This is a genomic window from Sorangium sp. So ce381 (assembly GCF_051473845.1).
Classification (GTDB): domain Bacteria; phylum Myxococcota_A; class Polyangia; order Polyangiales; family Polyangiaceae; genus Sorangium; species Sorangium atrum.
Window position 1 is genome coordinate 7,114,530 of the sequence record NZ_CP150336.1, and the last position, 19,357, is coordinate 7,133,886.

13 protein-coding genes and 1 pseudogene are annotated in these 19,357 nt (G+C 71.7%); 7 read left to right on the plus strand and 7 right to left on the minus strand.

Translation table 11 applies throughout. The features are described from left to right. The first annotated feature begins 144 nt into the window (after positions 1 to 144). From WMF29_RS26515 to WMF29_RS26530, 4 genes are all read left to right on the plus strand, one after another. Positions 145 to 1,188 carry a sulfonate ABC transporter substrate-binding protein gene (locus tag WMF29_RS26515; protein ID WP_437322931.1) on the plus strand — a complete coding sequence of 348 codons (1,044 nt, stop codon included), beginning with the start codon at positions 145 to 147 and terminating at the stop codon, positions 1,186 to 1,188. Next, positions 1,185 to 1,997, plus strand: a complete 813-nt coding sequence (locus WMF29_RS26520) for an ABC transporter permease subunit (protein WP_437322932.1) — start codon at positions 1,185 to 1,187, stop codon at positions 1,995 to 1,997. The genes WMF29_RS26515 and WMF29_RS26520 overlap by 4 nt, the downstream gene beginning before the upstream one ends. Positions 1,998 to 2,001: 4 nt before the next feature. Beyond that, entirely contained in the window at positions 2,002 to 2,841 is an 840-nt protein-coding gene (locus tag WMF29_RS26525; protein ID WP_437322933.1) for an ABC transporter ATP-binding protein, read from the plus strand. A gap of 226 nt (positions 2,842 to 3,067) precedes the next feature. Beyond that, the gene (locus WMF29_RS26530) at positions 3,068 to 5,053 is read left to right on the plus strand and encodes a hypothetical protein (protein ID WP_437322934.1); all 1,986 of its coding nucleotides are present in this window, start codon (positions 3,068 to 3,070) and stop codon (positions 5,051 to 5,053) included. 227 nt (positions 5,054 to 5,280) lie between these two features. On the opposite strand, the gene WMF29_RS26535 is transcribed toward WMF29_RS26530, so the two are convergent. Next, complete coding sequence (locus tag WMF29_RS26535) at positions 5,281 to 6,597, minus strand: hypothetical protein (protein ID WP_437322935.1); 1,317 nt, start codon at positions 6,595 to 6,597, stop codon at positions 5,281 to 5,283. Between the two features lie 240 nt (positions 6,598 to 6,837). Here WMF29_RS26535 and WMF29_RS26540 point away from each other — a divergent pair, with 240 nt between their 5' ends. Then, a complete protein-coding gene (locus tag WMF29_RS26540; RefSeq protein WP_437322936.1) occupies positions 6,838 to 8,160 on the plus strand; it encodes a DUF6688 family protein in 1,323 nt (440 codons plus the stop codon). A 348-nt stretch (positions 8,161 to 8,508) separates the two neighbouring features. Here the strand turns inward: WMF29_RS26540 and WMF29_RS26545 are convergent, their stop codons facing one another. Then, positions 8,509 to 9,429 carry a transposase gene (locus WMF29_RS26545; protein ID WP_437331170.1) on the minus strand — a complete coding sequence of 307 codons (921 nt, stop codon included), beginning with the start codon at positions 9,427 to 9,429 and terminating at the stop codon, positions 8,509 to 8,511. 387 nt (positions 9,430 to 9,816) lie between these two features. Between WMF29_RS26545 and WMF29_RS26550 the strand changes: the two genes are divergently transcribed. Next, positions 9,817 to 11,949, plus strand: coding sequence for a DUF6055 domain-containing protein (locus WMF29_RS26550; RefSeq protein ID WP_437322937.1), 2,133 nt, complete (start codon positions 9,817 to 9,819; stop codon positions 11,947 to 11,949). 7 nt (positions 11,950 to 11,956) lie between these two features. Further along, positions 11,957 to 12,317: pseudogene (locus tag WMF29_RS26555) on the plus strand (hypothetical protein); the annotation flags it as partial. Positions 12,318 to 12,484: 167 nt separating this feature from the next. Here the strand turns inward: WMF29_RS26555 and WMF29_RS26560 are convergent. From WMF29_RS26560 to WMF29_RS26580, 5 genes are all read right to left on the minus strand, one after another. Next, positions 12,485 to 14,236 (minus strand): hypothetical protein, encoded by a 1,752-nt coding sequence (locus WMF29_RS26560; protein WP_437322938.1) that lies wholly within the window; start codon positions 14,234 to 14,236, stop codon positions 12,485 to 12,487. Then, complete coding sequence (locus WMF29_RS26565) at positions 14,233 to 14,625, minus strand: DUF4150 domain-containing protein (protein WP_012237562.1); 393 nt, start codon at positions 14,623 to 14,625, stop codon at positions 14,233 to 14,235. Before WMF29_RS26565 ends, WMF29_RS26560 begins: the two co-directional genes overlap by 4 nt. 51 nt (positions 14,626 to 14,676) lie before the next feature. Then, positions 14,677 to 15,402: a DUF3540 domain-containing protein gene (locus WMF29_RS26570; RefSeq protein ID WP_437322939.1), complete on the minus strand. Its 726-nt coding sequence runs from the start codon at positions 15,400 to 15,402 to the stop codon at positions 14,677 to 14,679. Positions 15,403 to 15,610: 208 nt separating this feature from the next. After that, positions 15,611 to 16,684 (minus strand): pentapeptide repeat-containing protein, encoded by a 1,074-nt coding sequence (locus WMF29_RS26575; RefSeq protein WP_437322940.1) that lies wholly within the window; start codon positions 16,682 to 16,684, stop codon positions 15,611 to 15,613. Next, positions 16,681 to 19,353, minus strand: a complete 2,673-nt coding sequence (locus WMF29_RS26580) for a DUF2169 domain-containing protein (protein ID WP_437322941.1) — start codon at positions 19,351 to 19,353, stop codon at positions 16,681 to 16,683. Before WMF29_RS26580 ends, WMF29_RS26575 begins: the two co-directional genes overlap by 4 nt. Positions 19,354 to 19,357: the final 4 nt, after the last annotated feature.

The window sequence follows — 19,357 nt, forward strand, 5'->3', positions numbered from 1 at the left end:
CCCCGGCGGAGCGCCACGCGTGGACCTGGCATAGCGGCTGCTGGACCGAGGTTTACTCCGCGAATCCGTCGCAGATGCAATTTTACATCATCGATATCATCCTTACGTGCTGACGTGGGTTGTAGAGGAGGCGAAAGAGCCCTCATGAGCAGGTACATCTCGTTCACGACGGTCCGCTCCGCGCTGCTGGGCTGCGCAGCTCTCTCGAGCTGGTTGCTGCTCGGGTGCGGCCGCGACGGCGGCGAGGCGGGCGCCACGGGCGAGAAGGCGGTGAGCGCCAGGGAGACGGCCGAGGACACGCGGGCGGCGGTGGTGGTCCGGCTGGGGTACCAGAAGATCGGCACGCCGTTTCTCCTCAAGGAGCGCGCGGAGGCCCTGACGAAGGCGCTCGAGGCGAGGAACGCCCGCGCCGAGTGGGTCGAGTTTCAAGCCGGTCCTCCGCTGCTCGAGGCGATGCGCGCGGGCGCCGTGGACGTCGGCCACGTCGGCGAGACGCCGCCGGTGTTCGCGCAGGCGGGCGGCGTGCCCTTCGTCTATGCCGCCACCGACGCGCCGGCGCCCAGGGCCGAGGCGATCGTCGTCAAGAAGGACTCTCCGATCCGCACGGTCGCGGCCTTGAAAGGCAAGCGCGTCGCCCTCAACCGCGGCTCCAACGTCCATTACCTGCTGGTTCGAGCCCTCGAGAGCGCCGGGCTGACGCTCGACGACATCCAGGTCGTCTTCCTCGCGCCCGCCGACGCGCGGACCGCGTTCGAGGGTGGCAATGTCGATGCCTGGGTGATCTGGGATCCGTTCCTGGCAGCGGCCGAGCTCGCCGGGGCCCGTGTCCTCCAGGACGGCGAGGGGCTCGTCGACAACCGCCTCTTCTACGTCGTCCGGCGAGAGTTCGCGGAAGCGCAGCCGGCGCTCTTGCAGATCGTGTTCGACGAGTACCGCGCGCTGAGCGCCTGGGAGGACGGGCACCGCGAGGAAGCTTCGCAGCTCCTCGCGAAATCTTCGGGGATCTCGTACGAGGCGTTCCTGCGGTCCGAGCACCGGCGCGCGTTCCAGATACTGCCGATCACGCCCGAGATCGTGCAAAAGCAGCAGGCCATCGCCGATACGTTCCACAAGCTCGCGATCATCCCGCGCGACATCCGCGTCGAGGAGGCGCTCCTGCCGGCGTCCGCGGGCGGAGGCGCGCGATGACGGCCGGCGAAGCGCCGATCGAAGGCAGCGCGGTGCGCGGGTTCGGCGTGCGCATCGCGCCCTGGCTGGCGCCGCTGGCGCTCGTGATCCTCTGGGAGGTGCTGTCGCGGCTGCAGATCATCCCGAAGACCCTGCTGCCATCGCCCGTGGAGGTGCTGGTCGCCGCCTCGAACGCCACGAGGAGCGGCGAGCTGCCCGCGCACCTCGGCGTGAGCGCGCTGCGGGCCGTCGGTGGGCTCGTCGTCGGCGCCGTCATCGGGCTCGTGCTCGGCCTCGGCACGGGGCTCTCGCGCCCGCTCCAGCTGGTCATCGACGGGCCGCTGCAGATGCTCCGGGCGATCCCCGCGCTGGCGCTCGTGCCGCTCGTGATCCTGTGGTTCGGGCTCGGCGAGACCGCGAAGCTCTTCATCGTCGCGATCACGGTGCTGTTCCCCGTGTACCTGAACACGTTCCACGGCGTGCGCAGCGTGGATCCGCAGCTCATCGAGATGGCGCAGGTCTATGACGTGCGGGGGTTCGCGCTCTACCGGGAGGTCATCTTCCCGGGCGCGCTCCCCTCGATCCTCGTGGGTCTGCGCTTCGCGCTCGGGCTCTCGTGGCTCGTGCTCATCGTCGCGGAGACCCTCGGCGCGAGCCAGGGCCTGGGCTATGTCGCGATGAACGCCCGCGAGTTCATGCAGATGGATCTCCTGGTGCTCACGATCGTGCTCTGGGCCCTGCTCGGCAAGCTGGCCGACTCCCTGGCGCGGTGGCTCGAGCGCCGACTCCTACCGTGGCAGCCGCCGCTGCAGCGGCTCGAGGCGAGGTGAGCGAATGAGCGGTTCGGGCGATCAGACCGCCGGCGCGCGGGTCGTGCTGGAGCAGGTCGACAAGCGGTACGGTGACCGGCTCGCGCTCTCGGGCATCGAGCTCGACATCCACCCTGGCGAGTTCGTGACGATCGTCGGGCGGAGCGGCTCGGGCAAGAGCACGCTGCTCCGCGTCCTGTGCGGCCTCGAGCAGCCGACGCGCGGCGCGGCGCGCGTCCTGGCCTCGAGGGAGGTGGCGGCGCGGGAGGCCGTGCGCGTCGTCTTCCAGGAGCCCCGGCTGCTGCCCTGGCGCACGGTGCTGGAGAACACGTGCATCGGCGGGCCGAGGGGGCGCGACGCGCGCGCGCGCGACGTGCTCGACCGGGTCGGACTCGGAGATCGGCTGAGCGACTACCCGGGCGTGCTCTCGGGAGGTCAGCGACAGCGGGTCGCCCTCGCGCGCGCGCTCGTGCACGACCCGAAGGTGCTGCTGCTCGACGAGCCGTTCGGCGCGCTCGACGCCCTGACGCGGATCGGGGCGCAACGCCTCGTCGAGTCGCTGTGGGCGCAGCGCCGCTTCACGGCCATCCTGGTGACGCACGACGTGGAGGAGGCGGTCCTGCTCGGAGATCGCGTGCTGGTGTTCGACGAGGGGCGCGTCGTGGAGAGCGTCGCTGTGGATCTGCCGCGCCCCCGGGCCAGGGAGGTGCCGGAGGTCGGCCGCCTCGCCGGCGTGCTCCTCGACGCGATCTTCAGGAGATCTCCGGAAGAAGGGTGGCAGTCACGGCGCGCCCCGCGCGAGGACGCCGCGCGGCATCCCACGACCCTCTTGGCCCCCGCCGGCCTCGAGGTTGCTCGTCATTGACTGGATCCCGCGCTCCGACGATACAGGCATTGAAGGAGCGTTACGAGCGGGCGCCGCCTGCGGCTCGTTCGCCGCACGGGCTCACGGGGCTCGGCGTTCGCTGTGCGCGCACGGGTCCAGGTCAGTAGATGGCCGAGGCGATGGCCAGCGCGGCGCGCCGCGAGCGACCCGCCTGATGATTCCCGTGAGGAAGCTTGGTAAGGGTGGACCAGGAGACCCTCCCTGCATGGTGGCTTCGCGGCTCGCGCTCCTCCCCCTCACGCTTCTCGCTGCTTCATGTGGTCCCGCCGCCGGGTCGGCCCCCGCGGCGCTCGCGCCGGCTTCGGTCGCCATCCCCCCCGCCCCGCTGGAAGCGCCCGCGCGCGCCGCTGGCGCGCCGGCCGTGGATCCCTCGGCCCCACTGACGTTGCCGATCGCCGCGATCCCGCCGGCAACCTGGGTCGAGCCGCCCCTCGGCGAGCAGGAGCGGGCGAAGGCCGGTCGGGACCCGTTCCGCGAGCACACCGAGATCGCCCTCGGCGAGCGCGTCGCGATCTTCGCGGCGAAGGGAGGCGGCGCCGACCCCGCGGGCGGAGCGTTCGCGGTCGACGAGAAGCTCGGCGTCGTCGGCCCCCTGAAGCTGCCCGCTCGCTTCACCTGGGTTGGCGTCGCCGGCCCGCAGATCGACGCGCTCTATGGGGCCACGCCGGACGGCGTGCTCCACCGCGCCGCCGGCGTCCGCGATGCACTGAGGCCGGACGGCGGCTTCGTGCCGCGTAGCAGCGTGCCTGGCGCGACGGCCTGGGACGCCGCCGGCGCCCTCATCGCGGCCGCGGCAGGAGAGCGCGTCAGCGTCTCCGCCGACGAGGGCCGCAGCTTCACCTCGGCCGTGGTCGCGCCCGGCAAGACGGTGCGTGCGGTGCTCGTGCGACCCGACGGCGTGCTCGCGGCCGTGGTCCAGGCGCCGGCGCGCGGCCAGCAGCCGGCGGCGCCCGACACGTTCCTCTCGCTGGATCGCGGGAAGACCTGGAAGCGATCTGCGTTCCAGCCGCGATCGATCGAGCGCGAAGGATCCTGGATCTGGAACGGCAATGCGAGCTGCCCCGCCGTGCTGAGCCGCGACGGCCAGGCGTGGACCAGGGCCGCTGCTGGCCTTTACACCCGACCCTCGTTCGGCGTCGCGCTGCACCTCTCCCCCGCGATCCGCGCCACCGCGGCCGGCTCGTTCCGCTCGGCCGTCGCCCCGCCGGCGCCCGAGCCGCCCCGGCGCGGCGACACCGCGGTCGGGCGGGAGCCGCCTTGCAAAAGCGACGACGATGGCGTCGTGGGCGGAATCGGACTCATCGGCGATGCTGGCGTCTCGTGCGGAGGAGCGCTCTGCCTGCTCGAAAGCGCCGCGCCGCGGCCACAGCCGACGCGCACACGGATCACGACGTTCGGCGACGGGATCTGCGAACCGACGAGCGCGCGACCGCCCGGCAGCGCCTGCGCCGCGCACCTCACGCGGCCACCGACGTTCGCGGTCGTCGACCACATCGCGAGCACCGTGACGCCTGTCGCGGCGCCCGAGGGGTGCCCGCAGCCGGTCGCGCTGCACAACGCCGCCGGCATCGGCGTGCTCGTCTGCCGCGGAGGCAGCGGGGGCGCGGTCCTCTTCGTGCGGGGCGCGCAAGGTGCATGGCACGCGGAGGGGAGCCAGGCGACCCCGGCCGAGGCGCTCAGATGGATCGCCGCGGCGCCGGATGGCACGCTGCTCCTGCTCGAGCCGACGCCGCCCGCGAGCGCCCGGCAGCGCGAGCCGCTGCAGGCGCTCGTGCGCAGCCCGCTGCCGCTCGGCGCACCGCAGGCGTGGCGCCGGGTCACGGCGCCGGACGGCGTCGCGGCGCTTCCCGCTCCCGGGGGCGCGGCGCTCGTCGCGAGCTCGCCCACGGCCTCGGCGGGCAGACGCCTCGATGTGACGCTGGATCGCCCAGGTCAGCCGGCGCTTACCCTGGCGCGCGACGTGGATGTCGACCAGGACCTGACGCTGATGGAGCTGCGGGACGGGCAGGTGCGGTTCCGTGTGCGTCCAAAGCCCACACCGGACGTCCAGGGAGGGCTGGGACCCCCGCCGCCGGCGCCGCCGGACGCACGTTGGCACGTGCTGACCCACGGCGGCGAGCTCGTGCTGGAGACGCCCTCCGGGCCGACGCCGCCGGCTGACGGGCGCTTGTTCGGCCCCGCGGGGCGCTAGCGCCGCGTCCGTTCGGTCCCTCGCATCGCGGGACTCAACCACGTCACGGGCGATGGGCCGTCGCGGGACTCCCGCTGGCGGGACTCAACCACGTCACGGGCGATGGGCCGTCGCGGGACTCCCGCTGGCGGGACTCAACCACGTCACGGGCGATGGGCCGTCGCGGGACCCAACCACGTCACGGGCGATGGCGATAGCCGTAGACGCCCCCGCCGCCGTCACCGGGGTCAGCGCTCCCGGAGAAGGCGGTCCATCCGCCGACGAAGCCCCTGGTTGCTCTCCCGCCTCGCAGCCTCGTTCAGCAGCTCGATCGCCGGTCCGCGCAGGAAGGCGCCGTGCTCGAGCCCTTCGATCGCCAACCTCCGGGCGATCTCGCAGCTCAGGGACAGCGCCGCGCTCCACACCGCGCCGTCGTGGAGACAGCCGCGCAGGCCGGTCAGGAGCGGCCTTGCGGCGGCAGCGTCGTCCCTCGCGATCGCGCCCCTGAGCCTCGCCGTCAGCCGCATCCTCGCCTGATCCGAGCGGGTGGCCCCGCACGCGGCGATGGCCAGCGCCGCGATCTCCTCGTCGGGATCGGAAGTGAAAGGCCACACCGCATGGAAGAACGGGGTTCCGCCGGTCGCCACGGCCCCGAGGGCGCGAAGCAGCACCTTTTTCCGGGCGAGGGACGCGGTCTGGAGGCGGGGGAGCAGGAGCCCCTGATCCAGGGAGAACTCCCGTCCAAGCGTGTCGAGGAACGCGGCGCAGTCCTCGTCGGGCATGCGGTCGAGCTCCTCGATCCGCGCCTCGGGAACCGGGGGGACTCTGGCCTCCTCCCCGGACTCGGACGCTTCCTTGGCCCCGTCGAGCGCCCCGTCGAGCGCCTCGGCGAGCGCCCTCTGGACCGAATCCTTGTCCCAGGCCTCCGCCGCCCACGCTTCGAGCTTCAGCGCGGCCAGCAACGCCTCGCCGGCGTGCCAGTGCTGTCCTGGATTCCTGACGACCAGGGCCGCCATCACGGGAGCGCGCCGCCACGGATCCGGAGAGGCGAGGGCCCGCTGGAGCGCCGCCTCGGCCTCGGGAACGCGGTACTCGCGGAGGACGAGCGACGCGGCGTGGATGTCCTGCAGCGAAGCCGCCCGCTCGATGAACCGCTCGATCGCGGCGATGAGGTGGGGATCGCTGGGTTCGTAGCCCGAAATGACGTGCTGGAGCACCGGCAAGATGTCGCGATCCAGGCCGTCCGGGTCCTGCGCTGCCAGGAGCGACACGAGGAGCGGAACATCGCCTGGGCGACCGGCTACCCATAAAACGAGGAGCGCGCTCCTGTGATTGCGGCCGTGTTGCCCGGGCGGGCCCCGGAGGGCCCTGATCGCCTGGACGCGCATCGCCCCGGCGATCTCGTGCAGGGGGTTGTCTCTTCCCCACCGGGTCTCGGCCTGGCAGCGCTGGAAGTACTCGAAGAGCCGGTTGATCGCCTCGCGCGAGCCGGACCTGAGCACGACGCGCGCGAGCCTCACCTGCTCCTCGTGGCTCATGGCCGACGTAAGGAGATCCTCGACCATCGCGTGCGCCCGCCGCCGGAGCGGCCGCTCTTCGGCGGAGGTTGCGGGGCGCCGAGGGCGCTTTCGGTCCGGGCTCATGCCAGATCCCATGGATCCTATCAGCATCCGCTCGACGCGGGGTTCGCTGCGCGAGCAGCCGGCACGGCTCGCTCTCCGACGTGCGACGCGGCTCGCGAAGGACGCGCCCTCCACCTCGCAGGATGGATCTCCTGCGACGGGAGCCGTTAGCATGGTGGACACATGCCGCAGCAGCCACCGCCCGAACCGCAGCAGTCGCCGACCGAGCCGCAGCAGTCGCCGACCGAGCCGCAGCAATCGCCGACCGAGCCGCCGTTCTCGCTGACAGACGGTGCCCTCGCCGCCTTGGTCGCCACCGGCTACGGCGTTCCGGCGCTCGCGGCGCTGCTCTTCGGCGCGGCGATGCTGGTCCGAGTCGATGGCGCGATCTTCGTCGCCGGAGCGCTCGGGCTGGCCGGTTGGATCGGCGTGACCGTATGGACCTACCGCGCGATACGGCACCGGGGGCGCGCCCCCTTCCAGGTGGCGGCCGAGGTGCTCACGCTGATCCTCCTGCCCGCCTGGGGCATGGCATACAGCCACGATGCCCCAGGGACGTGCGCTGTCCCGGCATGCGACGCCGGCACGACGGCGTTCCGGCCGCTCGCCGAACCGGAAGTCCACGGTCTGATCGCGCTGCACGCCCTCACCGCGCTCGCCTATGTCGTGTCACGACGCCGGAAAGAAGCGCTGCCTGGCCCTGCAGAGCTCGTCGTCCATGCAGCGCTGATCGTCGGAATTGCGCTCCACGTCCTGCTTGCGGTGCACTTCGGCCCCTGGGTCGGGGCCGGCCTGCTCGTGCCGCCGCTGCTCCTGCCATGCGTCGCGCCGGTGTTCACTGTCGTCTTCTATTCCGCCGAGCTGCGCGCTCGCCTCGTGCGGCGGGGCGTCGAGGCCAGCGCGCCCGCTCCGTTGGCTGCTGCCGACCCCGCCTATCGCGCGGGGCCGACGCAAGTCCCGCTTCCGCCACCGCCCGCGATTCACCGACCCACGTTGTGGCGCGCCCTCGCGGCTTCCCCGCTGCTGCTCGGGGTTCACGCCGTCCTCCACGCGGCCTGGCTGGGACACCCGGCAGCCGCCCTCCAGGTCTTCACCCGCACGTGCGGATACACACTGTCGCAGCTCCCGATCGTGGAACTGCCCGGCGACTGCCACTACCTGTGCACCGTCGCTGCGCGCGGCCACACCTGGCTTGTGCGCCCAATCCGGCTCGGACGGCGGGGAGACACGCCCATCCTCGTCAATCGTCAGCTCGCCATCGCAAACGCCTTCGAGGATCTGCTGCACGAGCGCTGGCCGCGCTTCGGCCGCGCGGCGCGGCAGCTCTACGACCGGACGGGGCTGCCCGTGAGCCGGTACATCGGCGCCGCGTGGGCTGCCGATCTCGTCTATCTCGCGATGAAGCCGCTGGAGTGGGCGTTCTATCTGACGCTCCTGCTGCTCGATCAGCACGCCCCCGAAGAGCGGATCGACCGGATGTACAGGTGCGGCCCCGACCTGGGTTGAGCGATCGCACAAAAGCGTACGTAAGAGGAAACTCGACCCGGGTTGACCGTCACCGGATCTGGGCGCCCCCAATCCATGGTTCGATCCGGATTGATTCAATCGATTCGGCACTCCTGCCGGTCCATAACCGTCCCGTTCTGTCAATCAGAATCTATCTGAAGTCACAGGTCCAATCGCTGCGCACACACTCGACCCGGCCCCCCGTTCGTCGGCGTGCGCGTAGTGCCAGACACATGCTCTTCGCGCCCGCTCCGGCCTCTCCAGACGGACGTTCCCCGAAACACGGCAACACTAGATCGAAGTCGATCCAGCGTTATTCGCATCGCTGTGAACAGCGCCACGCGGTATCTACACCAGAAGTCTGAAGGCCGTCACGCTGGCGCCGTGAAACGTGCGCATCCACCAAGTTCCCGCCGGGAACACCACACTGCGTACCCCGGCGCGCCACCGCTCAAGCGCAGCGCGGTACGACGCACGAAACGCCCGCACCGCAGCGCCAGCGATTCGCCGTGCATCACCCTGCTCGCGACCAACCGCAAAGGTCGGATTACGTTCGCCCAGCGCCTCGAAGCTCGTGACGCGCTCGTACGGGGAGATCTTGCTGACTCGCTCAGCACCAAGAAAGCGACGCCCTTGCTGCTGCAGCGCCGCATGGGCCTGCGCCTCGTGTTCCCGGAGCGAGGCGGCGACCGAGTGGCGAAAGTCATCGATGCTATCCTTCTCGACCGCCGGTGGCAACGCGAGAGGCAGCGTCACTTCCTCTGGCCACTGTGGGTTTTCCGGGTCAAGATACGCAACAGGACGCGCCGCGCGCAGCACGCCGCAGCCGAGCTCGCTCACATCGACTTTCGCCCCCGGCCACTCACGCGCATGCCGGACAAGGCCAGCGGCCACAGGGTTCGCGAGCACGTAGGCGATCTTCTCCACCACGGCAGCGCGCGTCAGGAGGCGCACAACGCTCGTAGCCTCGTGGTCCCATACCGGTCCTTCCCACGCGCGAAGCACCTTGGTTCCGAGCGCCACAATGCGATGAAAGAACTGCAAGAAGCGCGGCAGCACTCCATTCACGTCCGTCACCACCAGATGGAGATGCGTTGACATCGCGCAGAACGCGTGAACCTCGATCCCGAAGCGACCGGCCGAGACCGCGAGGGCGTAAACCAAGAGCTGGCTGATGGCTGCGTCAGGGCGCAGGAGCAGATGCCGGCGCAAGACGCGACGGGTGATCATATAGGTAGCGCCGGGCGAGATCTCGCGGGGGTGGCTCATGGCCCGTCCACACCAACAAACGCTGTGCCAGAGATTGTAGTCAATCATTTCAAGCACTTGCCACGCACCACAGGTGACGATCATAGCGGCAGAGGTGGCGGCCGCCATGCCACCCGCCACATCGGATGGCACATCACCCCATTCCAACAACGACCCAACCCGGGTTGAGATTTGGTGAAGTCGGGTCTTGGGGCGACCTGCGCCGCCGCCGAGTCTCAACCTGGGTCGGGTCTATGCAACCTGGGTCGGGTCTCAAGCGGGTCGGGTCTGGATGGGTCCAACCTGGGTCGGGTCGCGGGTCGCGCCGGTCAAGGCATGGAGCAGCAGGGACCTCGGCAAGCTTTGTTTTCTTTTGCACGGCGAGCGCGCTCCGAACGAGAATACAGCATGCTCGACCAAGCTTATGGCTCATCGGCGATACACAAACGCGCAGCCCGTGAGAGCTTCACTTACATACTCCGGACAGCCGCGGGCGTTCGTCGCGCGACCCGCACATCATTCCAGCAGCCTCTCGCGAACAGCTGGACGCTCGCTGTCGCCGCGCTCCTCGCTGCGTGCGGTCAGGCGTCGGAGGAACCTGCTCCGGCATCGGGGTCCGGCGGCGGCACGACGGCGACCTCAGGCACCGCCGGCGCCGGCACCGCCGGAAGCACCGCCGGCACCGGTGAATCGACCGGCGACGCGGCCGGAACAGGCGGCTCGACCGGGGCCGCGGGCGGCGGCCCCGGCGCCTGCGAGCAGGGCACGACGAGCACGGAGTGGGCGACGAGCTGCCAGAGCACGGGGGCCAGCTGCACAGCAGGTACCTGGAAGGCGCCGCGCGACGGCGGCGAGACGCGCGCGCCGCTGCGCCACGAGTCCGCGCACTTCGCCTTCTACTGGCCCGATGGGACGGACATCGACCTGAGCCAGGCGGAGGAGGCCGCGGACACGCTCGAGACCATCTGGAGCGCATACTTCGGCAGCCCCATCTTCTTCCCCGAGCCGTACTGCAAGTCGGCGGACAAGTGGAAGGCCGCGGTCCATTTCGACAACAGCTTCCCGCTCTGGGGCGGCGGGTGGAGCCGCAACGGCGTCAACTATATGGGCATGTGGATCGGCCCCGGCGCCGCCAGCGACCCGTGGGGGCTCGCCCATGAGTTCATGCACGGCGTCCAGTCGATGACGCAGGCATTCCCCGATTGCGGCGGCACCGGCTGCTGGATCTTCGAGAGCCATGCGAACTGGATGCCGCACCAGATATGGCGAGACAACGTGCACTGCTCGGACATGCTGCCGAACATGCCGCACCTCTACTACGGCAACACCCGGAACCGCTATTGCAACTGGCAGTTCTTCGAGTTCCTGAAGGACAAACACTGCTACAGCGCCGTCAACGACATGTGGGCCTACGAGGCGCCACGCGGCCAGGGCGACCCATGGCAGAAGCTCATGCTGAGCCGTGGCTGGGACATCGAGCGGCTCAACGACGAGTTCGGCGAGTGGGCGATGCACAACGTCACCTGGGACTACAAGGACCCGCCGCCCACGGACGGAGGCGATCCATCCAGCGTGTATCGACAGAAATACGGCTCGATCGAGGCCGACATGACGTCGAACGGCCGCACGGATCGGCGGCTTCGCCTCACGCGGCTCGAGGCGCTCGACGCGGACTGGGCGCAGAGTCGCCGCTTCGTCTCGCCGTATCACTGGGCACCGCAGCGCTGGGGTTACAACATCGTGCGCCTGCACCCGAAATCGGACGCGACGAGCGTGCGCGTCGTGTTCCGGGGCGTGACGCAGGCCGGCGCCGACTCCGGCTGGCGCTGGGGCCTCGTGGCGACGGACCAGGAGCTGATCACATCGCGCTACAGCCCGCTGCAACGCGGGAGCGACGGCGAGTTGGACTTCTGCATCAGCCCTGGCGAGAACGTCTACCTGGTCGTGGTCGCGACGCCGACCGAATACCAGAAGCTGATCTGGACGAACCCCTCGGACGGGCCGGCGTACCCGTCGATCTATCGCTATCCGTACATGGTGGAGATCGCCGGAGCGTGGCCCGCCGGGTTCCAGGACGGCCAGCTCGACGCGTGTCCGCGGGGCACGGCCCGGCACGCGAACGGCGGCGGCTGCGCGCCCGAGGGCACGCCGTCGAGCGTCTACGTCGGTCCTTACGCGACCATCCTCGGCGGAGAGGTGAGCGGCGACGTCCGCGTCGAGGATCACGCGACCATCGTCAACGGCGTCATCTCCGGCGGCCGCGTCGGTGCGCTCAGCCTGGTCGGGCAACGCGGCTCGGGCATCCAGGCGCGCGGGTTCAACGTGAGCGGCTCGGCGAACGTGCAGACCACCTTCTATCCGCTCGGCTGGTTCGGCGATCGCCAGTCTGTCTCCGGAACAGCACAGCTGCTCGGGGATGTCGAGTTCGTCGCCACGTCGAAGTCGAGCAGCACGTTCTACGGGTTCGTCCCCGACGACTGGGCGGGCGTCTCGACGGTCACCGAGGTGACGGTCGCACCGCCGTACACCTGGCGGCGTTGATGCCACGATGCAGCCGATGCTTCATGTTGGGCCCATCGGTGACCGCGACGACGCCGTGACGGCCCACAGGCCATCCCGGTCGCGCTGCGGCTCGCGGGAGAGGCGCTATCCACGCCGCTCTCCTTCGAATGGGTGCCGATCGAGGAGGTGACCGACGCCTCGCGGGTGGCTCGTTATGACGTCCTGTGGTGCGTGCCGTCGAGCCCATACCGGAGCACGGATGGCGCGCTGCGCGCGATCCGCTTCGCCCGCGAGCATCGGCGCCCGTCCCTCGGGACCTGCGGGGGCTTCCAGCACGCGATCAGCACGCGATCATCGAGTACGCGCGCCGTGTGCTGGGCTGGTCGGACGCCGAGCACGCCGGCACACCGTTCAACGAAGGAATGATCTGCCAGGGCGTCGACGACGCCGAACGCTGGATCTCTTCCTGGCATCCGGCGCCTTGTGGTCTCGAGTCCCGGCCGGCTTCAGCGTTCCGATGCCTTTACTGCTCCACGAGTGCTCCTGCGAGGCGCTGCGCGTGCGGTACCGGCGTTCAGCGCGGTTGCAGGAAGTACCTGCGCGCGGCCTCGCAGAGTTCGGGCCAGCGCTGGGCAAGCCCGGGATCTGCTGCGAATCGGCCTGCCCAGAAGGCGTCGAGGGCGGCGCGCGCAGCGGCGGTCGGTACCCCGTAGCGTGCGTTCGTGCTCTCCACGTAGGCGGGGTACAGCTCGCATGCGACGACGAGGCCGGCGTACTGGTTGAGCGTGAGAGAGGGTGGCGGGCGCGCGCTGAGCGGGTCGCCCACGCTCGCGGGGGCCGGTGTGGAGGCGGGCGGGACACTCGGCGTGGCGACCGGCAGCGCGCCCGACGCGGATGCCGGCGGCACGCTCGGCGTGGCGACCAGCGGCGCGCCCGAGGCGGATGTCGGCGGCACGCTCGGCGCGGCGACCAGCGGCGCGCTCGGCGTGGTGACCGGCGGCACGCTCGACGCGGCGACCGGCAGCGGGCTCGCCGTGGCAGCGGCTTGCGCGCTCGACGCGGCGACCGGCAGCGGGCTCGCCGTGGCAGCGGCCTGCGCGCTCGGCGTGGCCACAACGGAATGACGCTCTTCGTGGAGCGGCACCGCCGGGGAGTGGTGCGCGGGCGCCGGACCAGGCTCGCGCACCGGCTGGCCATCGGGGCTGGCGACGGGCTGAAATGGCAGTGCCGAGTCGAAACGAGCGACGGACGGCCGAGGGCGCTCTTCGGAGGCCACCGGGATGAAGGGCAGCGCGGAATCGATGACCCGCGGCGTATCTGGGAGCGTCTTGCTCAGAGGCTTCGACTCCGCGCCGCTCACCGGCGGGTCCGTCCGAGGAACCGACGCAGGCGCGGGAACAGGCACGATCGCGGGCTGGGTGACGGATTGGGGTGCGGGGGTGGACGCAGGCGCCGGGGCGGGCTCAGGCTCGTCCACCGGTGCGGGCGCGGCCACCGATGCGGGCACGGCACCCGGTACTGCCATCGGTGCCGGCGCGGCTACTGCGATCGGCGCGGGCACACCGAGCGGCGTCAGCCCAGGCACCGCCGTTGACGCCAGCACCGCCATCGGCGCGGGCATCGGCACCGCCGCCGGCACCGCCGCCGGCACCGCCATCGGCGCCGCCGCCGGCACCGCCATCGGCGCGGGCATCGGCGCCGCCGCCGGCACGAAGGGCAACCCCCCGTCCAGGCGAGACAGCGGCCCCTGCGCCTCGACCAGCGCCGGCGCGCTCGTCGTCGCGGCGGCCTCCTCCGCTTCACGCCTCGCCGCGGCCGCCGGCACGAAGGGCAGCCCTCCGCCCAGGCGAGACAGCGGCCCCTGCGCCTCGACCAGCGCCGGCGCCCCCGTCGTCGCGGCGGCCTCCTCCGCCGCGCGCTTCGCCGCCGCCTCGTCCGCCGCGCGCTGCGCCGCGGCCCGCTTCGCCTCCGCCAGCCGCTCGTCGAGCGTCCCGTGCGTGTCCTTCAGCACGACCAGCGCCTCGGCGCTCTCGCCCTCCGGACCGAGGACGCCGCCGATCGCCAGGAGCATCGCTCGCGCGGCGCGCAGCGCCGCCTCGTCCGCCGCGCGGCCGGGCAGGTGCCGCCTGGCGAACGCCGTGAGCTCGTCGTCCTCGCATCGAACGAGATCCGCGAGCCGGGCCGCCACGCGGCGCCGATCCGGATCGGCGCTGCTGCCCGTCGGCCTGCGCATCGCGGCGTCGAGCTTCGCGAGCGCCTCGTTCAGCGTGCTCTTCTCCGGCGCCGTCGCAGCCTCCGTGGTGGACCCCTTGCTCTCGCCCCTCACGGCGCGAGCACGAGGACGGTTGTGACGCTCGGCACGATGGCCATGCCCGGCGCGTTCGTGCTGTTCTGGATCGAGATGCTCGTCAGGCGCGTCATGGGCGCGCAGCCGACGATCACCGTGAAGGCCGCGGTCACGTTGCGCGACGGGCCCATCACCATCCCGGACGCGACGCCGAGCGCGACGCCCGGGTTGTCCCCCATCGTGAGCGGCGCGACCGTCAGCATGTTGTGCGCCGGCGCGCACGTGACGAGCACGTTCGGCACGAACAGCACGCTCATCGGATGGAGCGAGATGTTCGGGTACGGGATCGGCACCGGGGCCGGCGTCGGGGTCAGGCACACGTCCGGGAACGCCAGGCACATCCCCCCTGCGGTCGTCTTCGCGAGCATCGCTTCACCCCTCGTCGTTGCTGGCGCCTGCGGCCCCGCGCCGCGCGCCCTTCAGCCGATCTTGACCTGCTCGCCGTCGAGCTTCGCGAGCGTCCGCGCGGCGACGATCGTGTTCTCCCCACGGACCGCCGCGAGGCCCTCCGCGCGGAGATCGAAGACGCCCGCGCGCACCTGCTCGAGCGCCTCGACGAAGCGGAACGCCTGCTTCGCGCGCTGGACGAGCCGGTCCGCGCGCGCCTCCATGCGCTCGGCGACGACGACGGCCTTCTGGATGTGCGCCTCGAGCGACCGGCCGACGAGCCCGATCTCCTCGATCGCCGCCGCCGCCGCCTGCGCGCGGATCTGGAGCTTGCCCGCGAACAGCCCGACCTCCCTGGCGGCGGCGATCTCGATCTGGTCGCCGGCGCCGAGCCCGAGCCGCCCCGTCGCCTGCACCTTCATGTCGCCCTCGGCGACGATCCGCGTCGTCGCGCCCGCCTCGCCCTCCAGCACCGCGAGGACGAAGACCTGATCGCCGTCCACCGCGCAGAGCACCCGATCCCCCGCGTCCGGCGCGACGAGGCAGCTCTTCGCGCGCCGCGCCGCGACCGGACCGCCGCCGAGCTCGACAACGAGCCCCGACGCCGCGCCCCGGACGACGCCCGTCTCCAGCGACGGCACGCGTCGCGGTGAGGGCGAGCGCTCGATCGCCGGCAGATCCACCGCGGCCAGGAGGTCGTCCTGCGCGCTGTCGTCGTGTGCCACCGTCAGGGGCTCGCGGGCCGCCATGCTCTGCATCTCGGGTCTCCTCGGCCTGGATCCGCCCGGTCAGGACGTGCGCGCCGCAACGCTAGTTTCAATGATTTCACGTCAGAAATCAACGGAGTTCGTGGAACGCGGCCTCGCGTCGACGTCTCACGGACCGCGACCGCTGCCGCGTGGTTACGCGCGTTACCCACGTTGCGCAGGGCTTCGTGGTCACGCACGGCGCGCGCGGCAGGCACGATCACGCGCGCTGCCCGTCGCGCTCGCCGCCGCGGCGCGGCTTCCAGTCCTCGATCGCGGCGAGCTTCTCGTCGTCGCCGAGCCAGCCCGCGCCCGCCGGCACCCGCGCCCCGTCGCGGCGAGCGCGGTGCAGCTTGGTGCGGAACATCCCTGCCTGCGTGAAGTCCGCGCCCGAGAGATCGCAGTGCGAGAAGTCCGCGTACGAGAGCTTCGCGCCGACGAAGCGAGCGCCCGGGCACGACGCGAAGGCGAGGTACGCCTCGACGAGCTCCGCCCCAGAGAAGTCGGCCTCCGCGAGCGCGGCCCGCTCGAAGATGGCGTTCTGCAGCTTCGCCCGCGAGAACCGCGCCTTCGCCGCGCTCGCCTCGCAGAAGAGCGCCTGCGTCAGGACCGCATCGGAGAAGTCGCAGTCGGACACGTCGACCCCGGTGAAGTTGCATTGCGTGGCGTCGCAGCCCGCGAAGCTCGATCCAGCGACGCTGCCGCGCATGAACTGCGTGCGGAACAGCTTTGTTCCCTGGAACGCCCGCGCGCCCAGCGCCGCCTCGACCAGCGTCGTGAGCGTCAGGTTCGCGCCGTCGAGCAGCGCGGTGCGCAGGTCGAGCTTGTACAACGTCGCCTTCTCGAGGTTCGCCCGAGAGAAGTTCGCGCCGCCGGCCTTGACCTCGACCAGGTTCGCCCGGTCGAGGTTCGCCCCCTCGAACGAGGCGCGCTCGAGCGAGCACGTCGTCCAGGTCGCGATGGGCGCCTCCGCGCCCGACAGCGCCGCTCCCTCGAACGTCGACTCGATGAAGCTCGCGCCCACGAGCCTCGCCCCCGAGAGCGTCGCCCCGTCGAGGCGGCTCCGGAAGAACGTCGTCAGGTGCAGGTCCACGCCCGCCGCGTCCACGCCCGACAGATCGCACTCCGAGAACGTCGACTCCTTGACGAGCGCGCCCCGCATCGCGCGCGGCATCCGGACCCGGTCGAAGACCGCGCCCGAGAGATCCGCGCCCGTCAGGTCGAGCCCGGAGATGTCCACGGTCTGGATCGGGTCCCCGTGGCGGACCTTGTCGAGCACCTCGTCGCGGTTCATGTCGCGCCTCCAGGAGCCGGCGCCGCCTGCCGGTCGAACCGGGTGAACTCGACGCTCGCCTCGGCGAACGTCGTCCGGTTGTCCCCGCGCGCGCGGCTGAAATCGGCCCGGCAGAGCTGCGCGCCCGTGAAGTCGGCCCCCGCCAGGCGCGATTTCGAGAGGATCGCCTCCGTCAGGTTGCACCCGCGGAGCGACGCGCGGTCGAGGTTCGTCCGGATCAGGAGGGCGTTCTTCATGACGGCGCGGTCGAAGCTCGCGCCCGTCGCGTCGGCCTCGGAGAGATCGGTCATCGTCATCTGGGCTCGATCGAAGCGCGCGCCGCGCAGGTCCGTCGTCCGGAAGCAGGTCTTGTCGAGCACGGCGTCGCGGAAGTCGGCCTCCGGCAGGCCGCTCTTGTGGACGGCGACCCCCTCGGAGAAGCGCGCCCCCGCAAAGCGCGCCTTCGCCCCCGTGCAGCTCATCAGCGACGTCTTGTGCAGCCGCGCGCCGGAGAAATCCGTCTCGTCGAGCGAGCACTCGAGAAGCGTCGCCCGCTCGAGGTTCGCCCCGGCGAGGTTCGCCCCGGCGAAGCTCGTCTGGAGGAACGAGCAGAGCGAGAGATCCGCGCCCGAGAGATCCACGCCGGCCCAGCTCACCTGGAGGGCGTCGGCGCGCTCGAGCCGCGCCCGCTTCAGGCTCGCCCCGGCGAGCTTCGCGCCCATCAAGACGGCCTCGGTCAGATCGGCGTCGTCGAACACCGCGCCCTCGAGGTTCGCCTTGCCAAGGTTCGCGCCCCGGAGCCGCGCGCCCGTGAGGTTCGCGCCCGAGAGGTCGGCCTTCGCGAGCACCGCGCCCTCGAGCACAGCGCCCGAGAGGTCGCAGCCGCGCAGGTCGGCCCCCTCGAGGAACGCGCGCGCGAAGCGCATCCCCCGCAGGTCGACCCCGCGGAAGTCGGCGCCGGTGAGGTCGCGCTCGTCGAGCGGCTCACCCGCCTCGCGCGCCGCATCGACGACGACGCGCGCCATCTGCGCGGCCTCGGCGGTCATCGGCAGGGCCGCCGTCCTCAGGTGCGCCGAGCCGCGGTAGCCCTCGCGCGCCGCCTGCTCGAGGCGCAGCAGCTGCTCGGGGAACCCTGGATCCGCGAGCATCGCCTCCAGCTCCAGGTTCGGCACGCCGCCGAGGCGCGCCGCCTCGGCCAGCTCCGCGTACTGCTGGAGCTGCGCCTTGGCCGAGAAGCGCGGCGGGCCGCCGGGCGGCTCCTCCCCGGTCTGGCCGCGCCGGAGCGCCTCCTCGGACACGTCCATCTCCGCGGCCTGCGCCTTCATGCGCTCTTCGGCCTCCTTCTTCAGGCGCTCGGCCCTCGCCTTCTCCTCCTCCATCTTCCGCGACGCCGCGTCGAGGTACGTCACCAGCGCGTCGAGATCGTCGACCGGCGGAGGCGCTTCCTCCTCCGCCAGCGGCGCGTCGAGGCCGAAGCGCGCCGGGTCGATGCCGTCCGCGAGGAGCTCCTCGCGGCGGCGCTCGCGCTCCCGCTCCGCGCCGCGCCGCAGGTTCTGCGCGGCGAGGTTCTCGCTCTTGAGCCACTGCACCATCTCGATCCCGGCGACGTTCGCGGCGACGCCCGACTCGCGCGGCGGCATGAGATCGCTGTCGCTGAGGGACGCGATCGAGCCCCGGTCCTTGTCGATCCGCCGGGCGAGCGCCTCGCGGTAATGCTCGATCGGCCGGGGGCGGCCGATCTCCTCGCAGGCGACGACGAGGTCGACGATCTCCCCGGCGTCGTCGTCGGCCACGGGCGTCGAGCCGTGGAAGATCACCACGCCGAGGTTGGCCGACGGGAAGAGCCACACCGTGTCGCAGCGGACAGGCAGCTCCTGGAACGCCTCCCCGCTCGCGTCGCGGCGGGTGACGAGCACGCGCGCGGCGAGGCCGGGGAGCGCGCCCTCGATGCGCGGGCGCGTCGGGTGCATGTTCTCGACGAGGAACGCCTCGTCTCCGCGGAGCGGCTCGGCGACCCACTGATCGTTCGGCGCGACGTTGAAGAAGGCGGGATCGACGTCGGGCGGCAGGCCGGGCGCCCACTTCTCGGCGTAGTCCGCGGTGTACGTCCCCGCGCGGGCGCGGCGCTGGCCGAACGTCACGTCCATCGCGAGGAAGGACGCCGGGCCCGGCCTGTCGCCGGGCGAGCGGATCAGCGCGCCGTAGTGCTCCACGTTCGGCAGCGGCCGGACGCGCTGCCCGCCGCGCTCGACCTCCTCGATCCCCTTCCCGTAGGGGTTCGCCGCGTCCTTCGGCCCGCCGAGCGCGCGCGCCCAGTCGATGGGCATCTCGGAGAACGGCTCCGGCTCCGTGAAGCCGTGGCCACTCCAGTACCGGTCGCCCAGGACGGCCAGGCGCTTGTCGACGGAGCCGAGCCGCGCGCGGACGAACGACGCGCCGACGCGGCGGCCCTCCGGGGCGTAGCACCGGCCCGCCACGAGCAGCTCGCCGCGCGCCTTCGTGATGCCGTCGTCGAGCGGGAGGCTCCCGAGCTGCGCGGTCGCGGCCTGCCAGAACGTCATCTCGTCGACGAGCGCGCGCGGCGCGTCGAGGGGGAACGCCAGCATGGCGCCCACGTGGAACCTGGTGCGCCGCGCGACCTCGACGACGCGCGTGAGCGCCGGGACCTTGAGGGGTTTGACGACTCGCATCCGC